At 59.4% G+C, this 15266-nt stretch carries 12 protein-coding genes and 3 pseudogenes; 9 read left to right on the forward strand and 6 right to left on the reverse strand.

The window, feature by feature from the left end; genetic code table 11:
* Positions 1–136 precede the first annotated feature (136 nt).
* The 4 genes from B5V02_RS30445 (at position 137) to B5V02_RS30460 (ending at position 3753) form a co-directional block, all read left to right on the forward strand.
* On the forward strand, positions 137–823 hold the full coding sequence (locus B5V02_RS30445) for a hypothetical protein (RefSeq protein WP_111547726.1): 687 nt from the start codon (positions 137–139) through the stop codon (positions 821–823).
* An 86-nt stretch (positions 824–909) separates the two neighbouring features.
* On the forward strand, positions 910–1596 hold the full coding sequence (locus tag B5V02_RS30450; RefSeq protein ID WP_245446289.1) for a hypothetical protein: 687 nt from the start codon (positions 910–912) through the stop codon (positions 1594–1596).
* Entirely contained in the window at positions 1593–2183 is a 591-nt protein-coding gene (locus B5V02_RS30455; RefSeq protein ID WP_111547727.1) for an RES family NAD+ phosphorylase, read from the forward strand. The genes B5V02_RS30450 and B5V02_RS30455 overlap by 4 nt, the downstream gene beginning before the upstream one ends.
* Positions 2184–2382: 199 nt before the next feature.
* Entirely contained in the window at positions 2383–3753 is a 1371-nt protein-coding gene (locus tag B5V02_RS30460; protein ID WP_111547747.1) for a serine/threonine-protein kinase, read from the forward strand.
* Positions 3754–3769: 16 nt separating this feature from the next.
* Here B5V02_RS30460 and B5V02_RS30465 read toward each other — a convergent pair whose 3' ends face one another.
* On the reverse strand, positions 3770–4471 hold the full coding sequence (locus tag B5V02_RS30465) for an IS6 family transposase (protein ID WP_111547728.1): 702 nt from the start codon (positions 4469–4471) through the stop codon (positions 3770–3772).
* Between B5V02_RS30465 and B5V02_RS30470 the strand changes: the two genes are divergently transcribed.
* Entirely contained in the window at positions 4454–4804 is a 351-nt protein-coding gene (locus tag B5V02_RS30470; protein WP_111547729.1) for a hypothetical protein, read from the forward strand. The genes B5V02_RS30465 and B5V02_RS30470 overlap by 18 nt on opposite strands.
* Positions 4805–4922: 118 nt before the next feature.
* Here B5V02_RS30470 and B5V02_RS42795 read toward each other — a convergent pair.
* From B5V02_RS42795 to B5V02_RS30485, 3 genes and pseudogenes are all read right to left on the reverse strand, one after another.
* A pseudogene (locus tag B5V02_RS42795) lies at positions 4923–5108 on the reverse strand (transposase); the annotation flags it as partial.
* A gap of 365 nt (positions 5109–5473) precedes the next feature.
* Positions 5474–6532 carry a class I SAM-dependent methyltransferase gene (locus tag B5V02_RS30475; protein ID WP_111547730.1) on the reverse strand — a complete coding sequence of 353 codons (1059 nt, stop codon included), beginning with the start codon at positions 6530–6532 and terminating at the stop codon, positions 5474–5476.
* A 616-nt stretch (positions 6533–7148) separates the two neighbouring features.
* Positions 7149–7344 (reverse strand): annotated as a pseudogene (locus B5V02_RS30485) (DDE-type integrase/transposase/recombinase); the annotation flags it as partial.
* A gap of 251 nt (positions 7345–7595) precedes the next feature.
* Between B5V02_RS30485 and B5V02_RS30490 the strand changes: the two are divergent.
* Positions 7596–8827, forward strand: a pseudogene (locus B5V02_RS30490) (IS110 family RNA-guided transposase).
* Between the two features lie 461 nt (positions 8828–9288).
* The gene (locus B5V02_RS30500; RefSeq protein ID WP_111547732.1) at positions 9289–9555 is read left to right on the forward strand and encodes a hypothetical protein; all 267 of its coding nucleotides are present in this window, start codon (positions 9289–9291) and stop codon (positions 9553–9555) included.
* A 1-nt stretch (position 9556) separates the two neighbouring features.
* Here B5V02_RS30500 and B5V02_RS30505 read toward each other — a convergent pair whose 3' ends face one another.
* The gene (locus tag B5V02_RS30505; RefSeq protein ID WP_245446294.1) at positions 9557–10300 is read right to left on the reverse strand and encodes a hypothetical protein; all 744 of its coding nucleotides are present in this window, start codon (positions 10298–10300) and stop codon (positions 9557–9559) included.
* A 144-nt stretch (positions 10301–10444) separates the two neighbouring features.
* Positions 10445–10912 (reverse strand): Ros/MucR family transcriptional regulator, encoded by a 468-nt coding sequence (locus B5V02_RS30510; RefSeq protein WP_111547734.1) that lies wholly within the window; start codon positions 10910–10912, stop codon positions 10445–10447.
* A 650-nt stretch (positions 10913–11562) separates the two neighbouring features.
* Here B5V02_RS30510 and B5V02_RS30520 point away from each other — a divergent pair.
* Positions 11563–11793: a DNA -binding domain-containing protein gene (locus B5V02_RS30520; RefSeq protein WP_245446297.1), complete on the forward strand. Its 231-nt coding sequence runs from the start codon at positions 11563–11565 to the stop codon at positions 11791–11793.
* A 628-nt stretch (positions 11794–12421) separates the two neighbouring features.
* Positions 12422–15266, forward strand: a 2845-nt coding sequence (locus tag B5V02_RS40260; RefSeq protein ID WP_167458733.1) for an amino acid adenylation domain-containing protein, incomplete at its 3' end; no start/stop codon positions are given.

Here is a 15266-nt window from a genome sequence, read left to right on the forward strand (position 1 = left end):
GAGTCGGGTTAGGCACCTCTGACCTGTCGCCGGGTCAAACGTCGCTATTGAGACTCCGTATTTTAGCTTCGGACCGCATCCCAACTAGGGCTGCTGCGTAATCGGCGAACAGCATTGCCCTCCAGGAGATGCTCCGATGTTCAACCTGAAAATCTCATTCAACCAATCCGCTCTTGCTTCCATCAAGGCTGACTTCACGCGAAGCTTGCCCAACGTCAAATCCTCTCATCGCTGCGAGGCGATCGGTCGGGCTCTTGGGTTCAGCACTTATGCCGCGGCTTTGGCGGCCGCGGAGACGGAGACCCATGTTGCCGCGACAGTTAACGGCGCTTCCTTCATCGGCTATCTCGGGCGGCATGACTTTGGAACCACGGCAAAGCCACTTTATCGAGCTGCCGCGAAGACGGTTCTCTCCGACCTCGCAGTGAAACATCCAAAACTGACGATGTGGGGCATCGGTGTTGGCCGACCGCAGCAAAAACCAGACGGCAAGTTTGAGAACGCACGGGAACAGTACACGCGCTTCTTGGAGGCCAGGCAGGAACTGGTGAGCGACGGGGCGGCTGAAGCGTTCTTATTATCGCTCGCCTTCCTGACGAGGATCACTCCAACGAAAGCGGTACGCAAGGGAACCGGAAGCTATTGGGTGAAACACATCGCAGAGAACTTCGCGTGCAGCTATCCGGAAGGCGAGAAGCTGGGGCCGCGGTATGTTTCGAACGGAGCGCTAATCGCAGCCGCGATTCATGCCGGGTTCCGGACTGCGACGTTCGCCCGAATGGACCTTACGCTCAAGATCGCCGGCGCCAACGTCGGGGGGTAGGCACGGAGCCAATCACAGGCGCTTGCAAAGTTGTCGAAGTTGACAAAGTTGCTCTCCTGCACCATGTTTCGATGCAGGAGATCGATATGGCACACAACCCGCAACCCAAACCTTCCTTGGCGAAGAGGTCACGCAGCAAGACGCATGGACGGACCGTCGCAATGATGACCGTAGAAGGCGATCCTGTAGCATTCTTGCAGGGTTTCGAACTTCCCGCCGGAACGAAGATTGCGATCGTGTCGAAAAACAGTGAGTTGGTCCGAAAGATCCAGCGCGCGAGTTCAACGCGATTTGGCACTGTTCGCGAGGTCGCCGCTCGTCATGTCCACAAAGTCAGAACTCCAGTCGTCAACCGCGACGCATTCAAGCCGGATGCGCGATCTCAGGCCCTTCTCGACGGAGTTCGGATCGCTCAGGAAGATTTGCACCAGGCGGGTGGCGCCTATGATCTGGAGCAGGTCAGGACGCTAATGCAGGGCGTCTCCCGCCAGGCGATAGACAAACGGGTGCAGGAGGGCAGTCTGTTAGCTGTCCCCGGTCCCAGCAATCGCCGAAGCTACCCCACGCTCCAGTTCACCCGGAATGGCGCTGTTGTGGCGGGTCTGAAGACAGTGCGCGTCGCTTTGCCGACGAGCAATCCCTGGACGGTGCTGAACTTCCTCGCCCAGCCGGATGACAGACTGGACGGACGCAGACCCATCGACGTCCTTAAGGAAGGCAACATTGACCTGGTCGTCGACGCCGCGCGCAGAATGGGCACGCAGGGAGCGTGAGCGGGCCGCTACCGCCTTCCAATTTGGCCAAGCGAACTCCAGAGCTGGTAACATTATCGGCGGGGACGAACGTCTATCGCTTCTATACCGCCGGATACGAGCCGATATATTTCGACAGGTCTCGCGACGGGAGATTGAACGCGCCGGATGCGACATACGGAGTTTTGTATGTCGCTAAGAGGTCTGAGGGCGCATTTGCCGAAACCTTCCTTAGAAGCCCGGGACGCACGCTAATTGATGCAAACCTTCTTGCAAGGAAGGCCTACGTTCGACTGCAACTTAAATCGGACCTGTTATTGATCAAGCTTGCTGGTCCGGGGCTCGCCGTGCTCGGCGCTACCGCAGAAATCGTCCATTCGGGTTTGCCATACGACACGTCTCAGATTTGGTCGCAGGCGTTGTCACGGCACCCCGTCAATGCCGATGGCATTGCCTACAATGCACGTCATGATGACGAAGAGCTTTGCTATGCATTATTCGATCAATGCAAAGACGCTCTGTTCGAGGCGGAAAGGGTCTCAGAGCTGGACCAGGAATGGTTCTGGCGGTTGGCCGGCCGATACAAGGTCGGACTCGCCCCACACTAGCGGAACGCGGCCGTTCAATTGCTATCGTCGGTGTCGGTGCCAAAGTGAGGCCTTGGTCGCTTCGGGCCGACTGACCACGGCGCAAAAGAACCGAACAACTAAGCTAGAATTGCGAAGAAATAGATGAAACATATCCTGCACGCATTGTCTCGAAACGACGCGCAATGTCTTGCGGGTAATAATGCGGGGTGGGGATCGGATGGCTGAGCAACGGGTGGGGCGGTATAGACTGATCCGCCGGATCGTAGGTGGGGACGCCAAGAGAGGAGTACCTGATCTGTGGCAGGCCGAAGATGCTGGAGACCTGTACTACGTCAAGCTCTGGAATAAACCCGTAGGAGACAGCTCCGCGATCCAGGCGCTCTGGAACCGCGAAGTTCGTGGGCTTATGCGGCTTCAGGGCTATCCAGGCGCCTCAGAGCTGTTCGTCAAGCTTCGCGATCTTGACGCTGACGACAAACATTTCTTCGCTGTCCTCGACGGCGGCACACGACTCGTATTGTCAGACGTACTTCAAAATCGCAGTCGATATCACTGGCTCCTCAATCTCTCAGAGGTTGGTCGGCGGCGGCCGTTATGGGAAGGGCTGCTACGAATCTCGGAGGCCCTTACGATTCTTCATCGCGAAGGGACTCTCCATCGTTCACTGTCGCCAATGTCAGTTTTCGTGAGTCCGGATGGGCAGGGTGAATTCCGTCTTAGCGGGTTCGAATGGTCGCTTCGTATTGCAGGATTGGATGCGGGCGCCTCAAAAGTGGGACGGAAGACCCCATTCGCTGCACCGGAACTCGATCGGCCCGATGGAGAGTACTCTACTGCCACTGACTGGTACGACTTCGGTTTGGTCGCAGCCGAGGTCTTTGGCGCGCCCCTGAAAAGCATACGAAAGCGCGCAGCGTTACCTACGATCATACAAGGACTTACCAATCTCCGAGAGAGTGAACGAGACGTCATCCTCAGACTGCTCGATGAGAATCAGGAGCAACGGCTCGTCGATGGCGAAGAGATCGAGCAACGCATCCGGCACATCGTGCGAGACTTGGGATCGGTAACGAGCTCCTTCTCTAGGGACTTAGTAGTTGCTCTCCGACTGGGGTCGGATCGCGATATCGCCAGGACGATTGATGTCGTGTCAGAAGGAGCGGCGAGCGCGCACGATCCAGTCGCGCAGAGAGACTGGATAAGAAGGGATCTTCGAGGCGATATTCGCATTGTCGCCCGCAGTTTCCCTGCACCGTACTATGTCCTCAAGGGCGAAAAGCTTGAGTACCGAGTCCGGATCTGGTCGGTCGACAGTCTATCGACTTGGGACATCGGCTATTGCGAGGGGATCGAGCAGGTACCCAGACTTAACTCTGACGACCAATTATTTAGTCTCGGACAACGTAAGCTCGACATTCAATTATATCCGCACGTTAGGAAAAATATCCACTCGGTCCGAGATAGAGCGGCCCAATGGGACAAGGTGTTTCCGATCAAAGCGGAGAAATTGACTCTGCCGAGTCATCTACGCACGGTGCACGAGTTTTTCCGGTTCCGTTGCAAATTTTCATACCGGCACAGAAACTGAGGGGGCGGCAAGAGCTTCACGCTGCGGCGATGATTTCAAACTGTTCAGCAATCGACGGATTTGGATTGTAGGCGTACCTCGCCTGCCGCTTGCGCATCATGTGGATCATCTCGACTCCAGCCAGTGTTGCAGTCGCGCTTGCGAATGACTTGAAACCGAGCATCGGCCGCACCCGGCGCTTGATACGCCGATGGTCCTGCTCGATGCGGTTGTTGAGATATCGGCTCTGGCGGATGCCAATCCGTTTGGGAGCGCGCCGGGAGGGACGGCGCATTCGGTTTTCGGCATCGCACGAGACGAGCGCCTCGCGGTTGGTCTGGCTGCCGTCGATGACCACCCGCGCGGGCCGCCCATGGCGTTCAAGCGCTTTTCGGAAAAACCGTTTGGCCGCCAGCAGGTCCCGGTGTTCGCTGAACCAGAACTCGACGGTGTCGCCGGCGCTGTCGATCGCGCGATAGAGATACATCCACTTTCCGCGAACCTTGATATAGGTGTCGTCGACATGCCACTTTCTGGTCACCGCGCGCTTGCGTCGATTGAAACGCTCCAGCAGCCGAGGCGAGAAGTGAACGACCCAGCGGTGGATCGTCGAATGGTCGACGCCGATGCCGCGCTCCGCCATCATTTCCTTCAGGTCGCGCAGGCTCAGGCCATAGGCCAGATACCAGCGCACGCACAGCAGGATTACGGACTGGTCGAAATGGCGGCCCTTGAACATGAACAACTCTCCGGCAAAATGCCGGTCACCTATGACACGCCGGCCGTAAGCGAAAAGTTTGCAACGGAACCCACGTCAATCGCCGCTCTCGGGCTAATGGGACTGGTCCGGCTTGACCCGATTGGTCTGGGGTTGGAGACCGATGCGCATGGCCGTGCAGTCGGCACATCCGGCCAACCGACCGACACCATCTTCGTCAGCGGACCGCTGGCGCGCGGCAGCGTCGGTGAATTGATGGGAATTCCCGAAGTCACCGCGCATGCCGAGCTCATCGCCGACGAAATTCACCAATGGCTAGGCTACCAGATGGCGTCGCGCCGCAAGGCGTCGTGAAGCTGCAAGCAGATGAGGTTATCCAAATGGCACTGACGTACGTATTTGCGATGCTGGGAGGCGCATTCGAGTTGATAAATAGGCGACTGGTTGCGTGGCGCTGTTCGCGTTTGTCGCCGGATAGGACGAGCTTGACGTTGTGAAGGCTGCGGCGGTCACCTTCAAACTCCGTCCAGATCCGCTCGACCTCCGAGGTGCCGATCTCCATGCCCAGACTTCGCACTGGCGGTCCGCTTTGACGCCAGCCGCCATGAAGACGGCGACCGGAGACGATCAGCCCTCCGCGGCGGACCTTCAGGTAAGTGGGTCGACCAAGCACTCGGCGGGACGACGCCTACAGCGAGGCTGCTCGCCTTGTGGCCGCAGCGATGGGAAAGAATCTGCCGCCGGACATCGACGTCAGTGGTTTAGAGAAGGCGGCTCGGCAGGGATCTCTGCGTAAAACCCCCGGAAGCCCGGTGCGTGTCATTCGGATGTCGGATTCCTCGAGAGCACCTTAGGCGGCGAGCTTGGCTGCGTGCGCCTTCACTACTGTCGACGTCTACCAACTCCCAAACTGACGTACGGGGTGGGTGACGCCTTGAAAAATTTTGCCCGATAAGCGTGCGTCCAAATTTGGCGGCGACCTTCACCAAATGCGATGAGCTACAATTTCTAGCGACGGCCGCGCTAGGGGCGGGCCTCCAGCACCAAGTTGAATGGCGTCTCCGCGGCGCGACGGAATCGCTTGAAGCCGCCGCCGGTCACCACCTTGCGCAACCTCGCCTCGCCGGCCTGGGCGCCAAGCGCGAGCCCGACTTCCTGTGACACGGACGCAGGCGTGCACAGGAACGTGGACGCGGCATAGTAGACGCGTCCGACGGGATTGAGGTTCGCCGCCAGATGATCATGCGCGAACGGCTCGACGATCATCCACGTGCCACCCGGCTTGAGCGACCCGTGGACATGGGTCGCGGCGCCCGCTGGGTCACCCATGTCGTGAAGGCAATCGAAAAAAGCGACGAGGTCATACGTGCCGGGATAGGTCTTGGCGGCCGCGACCTCGAAACGCGTGTTGGCGCCGACGCCGGCCTCCTCGGCGGCCTTGCGAGCGCGCTCGATGGAAGGGGCGTGATAGTCGAAGCCCACGAAGCGCGAATTGGGGAAAGCACGTGCCATGAGCACGGTCGATGCGCCATGTCCACACCCCACATCCGCGACCGCCGCGCCGCGTTCGAGCTTCTCGACAACCCCCTCCAGAGCCGGCAGCCAGGAGTTGATCAGATTGGCATTGTAGCCTGGCCGGAAGAACCGTTCCGTGCCGCGAAACAGACACGCGCTATGATCGTGCCATGCAACGCCCTTGCCGGACCGAAATGCCTGCCTGACCTTTTCTTCATCGAGCCACAGCGCGGATAGGAACTCGAATGCGCCAGCCATGAAGGCCGGGCTATCCTCATCGGCGAACACCAGTTCCTGCTCGGCGTTGAGATAGAACTCGTCACTGACTTCCTCGTAGTCGACGTACCCCGCAGCCGCCTGCCCGGAAAGCCATTCCTTTACAAGGCGTTCCTGGGTACCGGTCCGTGTCGCAAGTTCGGCGGCCGTCATCTTGCCGCCTTCGCGCAATGCCTTGAACAGGCCGAGTCTGTCTCCCAGCAAGACCCCTGCGCCCGTAGCGATCGCACCGAGATCGCCGACCATTTTCCCTAAGAATGTGTCCAATTTTTCCTGACTCGCTTCAGACATTGGAATTCCCTCGTGGGCGCAATGTTGCCGACCTTCCACCACACCATATGGGCGACGATCGGCGCAGGTGATCGGGGATGACGACCACCACCATGCCGTCATCGAGCAGGAAATCCGTCAATTTGCCCTCGTCAGTCACGGGCGGAGCCGGAGTGGTCGTCACAAGGGCAAGCGCGGTCGCAGCAGGTATTCTGGGCAGCCCTTCAGACATCGATGGCTCCGGTTGTGGTGACGAGACGGGCGACAAGCAAGCTCGGGACGAAGTGAGTTGTTCCGCGGCGGCTGTATGTTGCGGTGAGGTGATTATGCGACCTCTTCTTGGTCGGTCACGTGTCCGCGGATGACGTGCACGTACTGTGCCACATGCGAAAACCATTTAATCGCAATTCGGACCTGACTCCAAATCGGACATTGTCGGAAATTGGACAGCGCCGAACGCGAAGAGTTCGGGGCTTGTGACGATGCTTGCGCGTGCTGCTTCGGAGGAGGATACGATGCGCCTCGATCCGGCCGCGAGGCCTTCCTGCCATTTAAGGCACCAGATCAACTGAACGCCCATACCGGTTTTGTTGCAACGGCTGAATAGGGGCACAGAGAGGCCCTGATGCGAGGTCAATCAGGCGGCGAGGATTTCGAACTGCTCGGCCAAGGACGGATTCGGATTGGAAGGCGTACCTCGCCTGTCGCTTGCGCATCATGTGAATCATTTCGATGCCGGTCAGGATGGTGGCTGCGGTGGCCGTCGATTTGAAGCCGAGCATCGGCCGGATACGGCGCTTGATGCGCCGATGGTCCTGCTCGATCCGATTGTTATCAGGCATGAATAGGCGCGACGCGCCAATCCGTATTTTCTTGCACGGATGGATCGACTACCGTCCACCTACCGGGATTGGGGTGTCGGGAGCACGCATGGCGGGCAGGCCGAAGTACCTGATGAACTGAGAGTTCGAGTTGTTATCTGGCCGCCCCCTTCGACTTGCCCGGTTGCGCTGCGAGCGCGGATCCGTAGTTGTCGTGTAGCCCGCCGGCTCCCATGGTTGCTGACCCTGGAAAGGAGCCGGGAATGAGAATCATTGCCCTTGATGTCCACCGATCATTCGCTCAAATGCGATCTTGGAGAAAGGCAAAATCCGGGATGCGGGGAGGATCGATCTCGAACGCAGCCGCCTGTTGCTGTTCGCCACGAAGCTCAAGCCGGATGACGAGATCGTCATCGAGGCGACAGGCTATACAAGTGCGATCGTGCGATTATTGTCACCTTTTGTGGGTCGGGTGGTCATAGCCAATCCGATCCTGGTCCGGGCCATCGCCTGGGCCAAGGTCAAGACCGACAAGATCGACGCGGCAGTGCTGGCGAAGCTTCATGCGAGTGGCTTTCTACCCGAAGTGTGGATGCCGGACGAGGAAACCGAGACGCGTCGTCGCGTGGTAGCGGAACGAACGCAGCTCGTCTCCCAGATGACCCGTCTCAAAAACCGAATCCATTCCGTTCTGCACGCCAACCTGATCCCGCCCTACAAGGGCACCCTGTTCTCAAACCGAGGCAGGGCTTGGCTGGAGGCTCAGCCGCTGGCCGAGGATCAGTGCCGTGTCGTCCTTCGCCATGCCGGTGAACTCGATCGCCTTGGTGGTGAGCTTGCACAAGTAGACAAGAGTCTCGCGCAGACGGCCCTCCAGGAGCCTCGGGTCAAGCGACTGATGACGATCACCGGCGTGAACGTCACGGTCGCGCTGAGTATCGTGGCGGCCATTGGCGATGTCGAACGGTTCTCATCACCGGAAAAGTTTGTCAGCTATTTTGGGCTCAACCCGCGGGTCCGGCAGTCCGGCGACAAGCCGGCCTATCATGGCCGCATCGCCAAACAAGGCCGAGCCCACGCGCGATCGATGCTGGTCGAGGCGGCGTGGGTCATTTCCGGTGTGCCTGGTCCGCTGCGCGCCTTCTTCATGCGCATCCAGGACAAGCGCGGCAAACATGTTGCTGCAGTCGCGACGGCACGCAAGCTGGCAGTCATCGTCTGGCACATGCTGACCAAGGATGAGAACTACATCTGGAGCCGCTCGGCGCTCCTGGATTGGAAGCTCCGAGAGCTGGAATTGACCGCCGGCTATCCGTCTCGTCGCGGCGGCAGGGCAAAGGGATCCGCCGCCGCCTACAGCAACAAGTCGGTGCGTGACAGCGAGCGAGAAACGATCGGCAACGCCGAGGAAATCTACCGTCGCTTTGTCGCTACATGGAAACAGCAATCGCCGAAGGGCCGCTCGGGCGCCGCACACGAGGTGCGACGATCATAGGCTGCGCGACAGGGTTGCAACCTCGACCCTGCTCTTCGCCACGCGGTCACCCGAGCCGCGAAAGAATAGCAAAATCAGCTTCGCCGATCCATCCCGCAGCCGGCGAACGAGAGCGACGTGCTCGCTCCGTCAAGGCCAAGCCGCGCATACCGCGCGATGGCCTGCCGGCCAGCCCTGACCTCGCTGCGCGCGACGCTATCTCGGCCGTCCGCCGGGACAGAACGCCTGAGAGCACACCTCAGGACATCGGAGCAGAGAGACCTACATCAAGGTCCGTGGCCAGTGGAATGGGCGAATCTATTCGCACTGCTGACGATGGAGATCAGATTGTTGCGCATGGGCTGCGAATATCAGGACAAGATCACCGATCTGGCAAACAGCTGTCTTCCTCCCAAACATGCATTGACGTTTTTGAATGCGCCTGACGACGAATTCGACGAGAGCAACCTCATACATATTGTATGACATCAGTCATTATTGAGGCCGCTCACCATGACGAAGGGGTCGATATCAAGAACCCGACACATCTTCCCTTTTTGAAACGCGACACATACGCTGCGGAGCAGGAATACAGATATGTCTTTGCTAAGCGGGAAGGTTACGAACTTAACCAGGTCATCGTGAATAGACTCTATGACCGTCCGGCCGACGTTGGCAAATTGCAGGCAGACGAGATGACGGTTCGCATCGGCTCCATCCGAGATATTGCAAGGGTGAGAACCGCCTGAGTCAGCGGCGGCCGAAGGCCAGGACCTCGGCTGTGTAGGTCTCCACCACCAGGCTGAAGGGCTGGTTCGCCCCGCTATAGAGGATGGCGCGGTGCCGCAGCACCTCGTGGGGGATGGCCAGCGCGCCCTTCCCCGCCGCCGGCAGCGGTGCGTCCATCTCCCACCCCTTGGGCAGCGGCGACCACAGCAGCTCGGCGCTAATGGTCTGGCGGCGAAAGTGCAGCGGCTGGACCACCTTCCCGAAGGGCTGGTCGGGGGTGTCGAGCACCTGGTTCATCTGGGGTGTGAGGCGCGACGGAACGTACCAGTTATCGGCCTCGGAGAGCACGAGCTCGCCACAGGCGAGCTGCACGCGGCGGTAGCGCACGGGTTCGTCAGCGCTGATGCCCAACGCCTGGCGGGCATTATCCGGCAGCAGTTTGTCGTCGCCCTTCACACGATGAGCGACGATCTTCGCCTCCGGCGCCAGCCCGTGGTCACCACACCACCGTTCCAGCGTGAGCGTGGCGCTGGGGTGGCTGAGCAGGTCGGCGTTGAGAGTTTCCAGCAGGGCCAGGGCCTGGATGCGGGAGGCGGTGTCGTTGGTGAAGGGGGTGCGGGCCTCGGAGGGTGACGAGACGGTCACCATCATGGCGAGGGAGGCTGCTGCGATGAAATTTCGAGTACCCATGCTACAAAACCCTTTGCGTTGCGTTACGAAGCGGCGTTTGCAGGAACGCAGCCTGTGCGCGAAATTGGAAAACATGGCGGCGCAGCCGCAACCACGAAACGCACCCTGTGCGCGACCGCAGGCTGTTTGAAAGGAAAGGGGCTCCCCCCTCCTTTCATATTCCGCGCAGATCATGCCAATGGCAGCAGCGCACTCCAAAACGAATCTCGGTTGCCGAAATTAAGCCGCGACCTTCTTGCGGGTCCGCTTCGCCGGCACCGGCGTTTCCGGCTCTTTCGGTTTGCGGCCGAGCCCCATCGTCTTGGCCAATGCCGAGCGCGCCGCGGCGTAATTTGGCGCGACCATTGGATAATCCGCCGGCAAGCCCCATCTGGCGCGATATTCGTCCGGCGTCAGCCCGTAGTGGGTCGACAGATGGCGCTTTAGCGACTTGAATTTCTTCCCGTCCTCCAGGGAGATGATGTAGTCCGGTGTCACCGACTTCTTGATCGGGTCAGCAGGACGCTTTAGAGCCTGCGGCCCTTCTGCGGAGACGCTTCCGGCCGTGCCTTTCAGAGCCGCATGCACTTGGCCGATCAGAGCAGGGAGATCCCCTACCGGAATCGGATTGTTCGAGACATAGGCTGAGACAACATCGGCGGTGAGCTCGATGAGTGTGTCGATGTTTTTGTCGGCTTCTTCTGTCATGAAACTCTCCGGGCGGCTTGAAACACAGTCGGCGAAGCGTCGCTTCATAGTGGGGGTTGTCGCTGAAAGCAAATACAGCCCCAGCAGGGCTGTTGCGATGCTCGTCGGCGTTAAGGTAATAGCGCAGCATCCCGTCGTCTTGAACGTTGATCTGTCCCTGTTGGCTATCCCCCGACCAAGTCGAGTTCAGCTGCTTCCCGATCCCCTGCTCGTGAATTTTCCACGAAGAGCCGAAGATATTTCGCGCCATCGGAGCGCAACTATCGCGATGTCGATTTTGGCAAGTCAGTACCCAAGCAGCTCGACACCTTGTTGGCGTTTTGCCGAGGTGCGTTGCGCATTTTCGATATGGGCATGCAACCTGCTGCGAAGCGCATTTTTTTCAGCTGTAAGCTTTGGGCCGAATTTTCGTCTCTCTTTGGAATGTGAAATTAGTGGCCGAGCAGTCCGCCGGAAATCGATGTCCAGCCGTACGGTCTTGAAGCTTTTTGCAATTCATTCCTAACCTAGAGTTGCACCACCGAAAGGAGCGCTTATCTCTTCGAGCGGGCGCATGCGACCATGATCGGAATGTCGTCTTAGGGACGATGTTTCCCATCCGCTCGGGTAGCCCGTCGAAGCGAAATCCTCATTTCCGGAGCCCCGATATCGTGACGAAATACCCAGACGTTGAACCAGGTCTGAAAGAAGAAGTCCCTTGGTCCGACAGCCTGACTACCTACGACAAGGAGCACTTCAGGACGTATCTGAGGTTCTTGGATGCATCCGCCGACAATGCCAGCTATGCGGAGATGGCGCAGGTCATGCTCGGCATCGATGCGGTGCAAGAACCGGAGCGCGCGTGGAAAGCCGCGCGAAGCCATCTCGATCGGGCGAACTGAACGGCGACGACCGGTTACAAAGAATTGTTCGGCGAATGAGGGGCCGGCGACACGCTCTGCTCGTCAGACGTGATCACTGCGTCCGCCACCTGAGCGATATGACATCCGGGGCTGCGGGAGATGCGGGAGTGGCTCCGCCTGACGATCTATTTTTCGTACATTGCAAACCCCGCTCCTTGTACAGGCAGAAGATTCGCTGCGCCTATACTCCTGGAAGTGGGCGTGCAGGCCAGGGCCGCATTGTCCGATATATGACAATGTCGATAATGATAGTTGACGCAACATATTGTTCTTAAACGAATTTTCTCCTTTGGCACAGTGTATGCGCCGCGTTTTAAGAAACACGCGTGGAGTGAGGAGAAATCGTCCCATGATTACTCCTGAGCAAATCCGAACCAGTGTGGCCGCTTTGGGTCGATACGTGGCGCGGCGGCTTGGGCGGGAGGGGACCCGGCCTCGCGAGTGACAGTTAGAAAGGGTGAAGATGGTACTTGGGTCTCGTCCGGCAGGCAGCGGTGCCGCAGATTCGGGCGGTCGGGATAGGCAACCTGCAGCCCAATCAATCTCCTCCAGCGTCTTTGTTGGCAGTGGTACGCTCGCAGTTAGGTGCGCTCAGCTGGCAATGGAGATGGGCCACGTCATTGGTGCGGCCCTGTGTGGCGACGCCATATTCGCAGAGTGGGCGGCTCGCGCCAACATCCCGCGCATGGCGAGTGTTGAAGAGCTCTGCTCTCTTTTGAAGGCCGAGCCGGTGGATTGGATCTTCTCCGTTGCCAATCCGTTCATATTGCCGGTGGATGTGTTCGGGCGGGTGCGTCAAGGTGCTTTCAACTACCACGACGGTCCATTGCCACGATATGCGGGAACGCACGCGACGTCCTGGGCGTTGCTGGCGCAAGAGACGAGATATGCCATCACGTGGCATCGTATCGATGATGGTGTTGATACGGGTGACCTGGCGGTTCAACGCCAGGTGCTGATTGCGCCCACCGATACGGCGTTGAGCTTGAACCTCAAATCTTATGAGGCTGCCGTCGAGGGTTTCCGCGAGCTTTTAACTGGCCTCAAGAGCGGGAAGCTTACTGGCTATCCGCAAGCGCTGGTGAACAGAAGCTATTTTCCGAGACGTCGACGCCCAGATGCGGCAGGCTGTCTGCGATGGGATCGATCCGCGCAAGACCTGTCAGCGGTGACGCGTGCCCTAGACTTTGGCCCGTATCATCCCAATCCATTGTGTCTGCCCAAGGCTCTCGTAGGCGATGGGGTTGTAACCGTCAGGCGCTTGGAGGTGTTGCCTCGACGCTCGGGCCTTCCGGCGGGTTGCCTGCTTGAAGTCCACTCCAGCCACTGGCGTGTGGCGACGGGTACGCAGGATGTCGATGTTTGCTTTGGCAGCTCCGATGGTCAGGTCCTGGACGCGCGAGCCCTCGCCAGGCACTCCAATCTGGATGAAGGTGATCGCCTTCCGATTTTGAGCGATGATGAGGCGCGGAGCATAACTGCCACCCATGAAATGCTGGCGCCTCAGGAGGATTTCTGGCGACAGCGGCTTGAGCAGTTTAAAATATTGCGCCTTCCTTTCCTGTCATCGTCCGTGGCTGTGGCACCGTCCAGGTGGCAGTCGAGTTCGTGGTTCTTTCCAGGTGCGTTGGCTAAGCTGTCGCCACATGATCGCATGGAATACTTGATAGCGGCTTGGCTGATCTATCTCGCCCGCATCGCTGGAGAAACAGAGCTTCAACTGGGATGGACGCCTGAATCGGATGGATGGCGAGCCGGCTCGAAAGCGATGGAGGTGCTGATCGCTTCTGTCGTGCCGATGGAAGTTACCGTTGATCTTGCACTTGATTTTGAAGAAATGCGCAAAGCGGTGGCAGCCGAATGCGCTCAGTTGAGTGAGCGCGGTAGCTTTGCGCGGGATCTTATCGCGCGCTGCCCGAGATTGCGAGGTCTGGAGGCGCTACGATCGCGCCAGCCCTGGCCGATTGGCATCACGATCACGACAGACAGCTGTTCTGTCGCTGGCGATCTGACGTCGAGGCAAAGTGCTGGGGCAGCCCTATGCGGTGATTTGCTGACATTTGAGGTTTGCGCTCTGGATGGGAGCTTTCGCTGGCATTTTGATGCAAGTCGACTAGCGCCGAAGCAAATCGAGCGCATGACGCAGCATTTGCAACATCTGTTGCGTGGTGTCATGGCCGATGCGGGGCAGCCGGTGGGCCGGATTGAGCTGCTGCCGGCCGCCGAGCGCACCTATCTGCTGGAGGAGTTGAACCGGACGGCGGCCGCCTATCCGTCGGAGCGGTGCATCCACGAGCTGTTCGAGGCGCAGGTGCGCCATGCGCCGGAGGCGGTGGCGGTGGTCCATGAGGACGAGCGCCTGAGCTATGGCGAGCTCAACGCGCGGGCCAACCGGCTGGCGCATCATCTGATCAGGCTCGGGATCAGGCCGGACCAGCCGGTGGCGATCTGCCTGGAGCGCAGCCCGGCGATGGTGGTGGGGCTTTTGGCGATCCTCAAGGCGGGCGGCGCCTATCTGCCGCTGGACCCGGCCTATCCCTGCGCGCGGCTGCGGCAGGTTCTCGACGATGCCGCGCCGCGGCTGCTGCTGGCCGATGCGGCCGGACGCGCAGCACTCGGCCCCGAGGCGCTTGTCGATCTGACGATGATCGATCTGGAGACGGCGACCCCGGCCTGGGCCGAACTGCCCGCCTCCAACCCGGACCCGCGCACCCTTGGCCTGACCTCACGCCATCTCGCCTATGTCATCTACACCTCAGGCTCAACCGGAATCCCAAAGGGCGTCATGGTCGAGCACCACAGCTTGGTCAATCTTACAGCATGGCATGTGCAAAGGTTTTGTCCGCAACCAGAAACCTGCTGCACACTCACGGCTGGAGTGGCATTCGATGCCAGCGCTTGGGAGCTATGGTCTGCATTATCCAATCGTAGCGCATTGCTGCTCCCGCCCAGAGCAGCAGGAGGGGATTCCCTTCGTCTGCTGCAATGGTGGCGTGATCAACCACTGGACGCCGCGTTTTTAGTCACGCCGCTGGCTACAACCGCGTTAGAAGACAATCTGGTAAATCCCACTTTGGAGTACTTGCTTGTTGGCGGTGATCGTCTCCAGCGTGTGCCTTCCCTGCTACCGTCGCCTCTCAACTTAATAAACAACTATGGTCCTACTGAAGTTGCCGTCGTGGCAACCTCGGGACGGCTCTTCAGTGACAACGTTGTGCCACATATTGGCCGTCCGATTGCGAACACGCGTGTGTACCTGCTGGACGGTCATGGTGGGCCGGTACCGTTCGGGGCGGTGGGGGAGCTTTATATCGGCGGGGCAGGCGTTGCGCGTGGCTACCTGAACCGCCCCGAGCTGACGGCGGAGCGGTTCATCGCCAGTCCCTTTGTGGCAGGCGATCGGCTGTACAAGACCGGCGACCTGGCGCGCTATCTGCCGGACGGCAATCTGG

The sequence above is a fragment of the Mesorhizobium kowhaii genome, from assembly GCF_003253745.1.
Taxonomy (GTDB): domain Bacteria; phylum Pseudomonadota; class Alphaproteobacteria; order Rhizobiales; family Rhizobiaceae; genus Mesorhizobium; species Mesorhizobium kowhaii.

Bases quoted from the DNA above. Each gene is read 5' to 3' on its own strand.
- B5V02_RS30445 (WP_111547726.1), top strand. From the start codon at position 137: ATGTTCAACCTGAAAATCTCATTCAACCAATCCGCTCTTGCTTCCATC.
- B5V02_RS30450 (WP_245446289.1), top strand. From the start codon at position 910: ATGGCACACAACCCGCAACCCAAACCTTCCTTGGCGAAGAGGTCACGC.
- B5V02_RS30460 (WP_111547747.1), top strand. From the start codon at position 2,383: ATGGCTGAGCAACGGGTGGGGCGGTATAGACTGATCCGCCGGATCGTA.
- B5V02_RS30505 (WP_245446294.1), bottom strand. From the start codon at position 10,300: ATGTTTTCCAATTTCGCGCACAGGCTGCGTTCCTGCAAACGCCGCTTC.
- B5V02_RS30465 (WP_111547728.1), bottom strand. From the start codon at position 4,471: ATGTTCAAGGGCCGCCATTTCGACCAGTCCGTAATCCTGCTGTGCGTG.
- B5V02_RS30470 (WP_111547729.1), top strand. From the start codon at position 4,454: ATGGCGGCCCTTGAACATGAACAACTCTCCGGCAAAATGCCGGTCACC.
- B5V02_RS30510 (WP_111547734.1), bottom strand. From the start codon at position 10,912: ATGACAGAAGAAGCCGACAAAAACATCGACACACTCATCGAGCTCACC.
- B5V02_RS30500 (WP_111547732.1), top strand. From the start codon at position 9,289: ATGACATCAGTCATTATTGAGGCCGCTCACCATGACGAAGGGGTCGAT.
- B5V02_RS30475 (WP_111547730.1), bottom strand. From the start codon at position 6,532: ATGTCTGAAGCGAGTCAGGAAAAATTGGACACATTCTTAGGGAAAATG.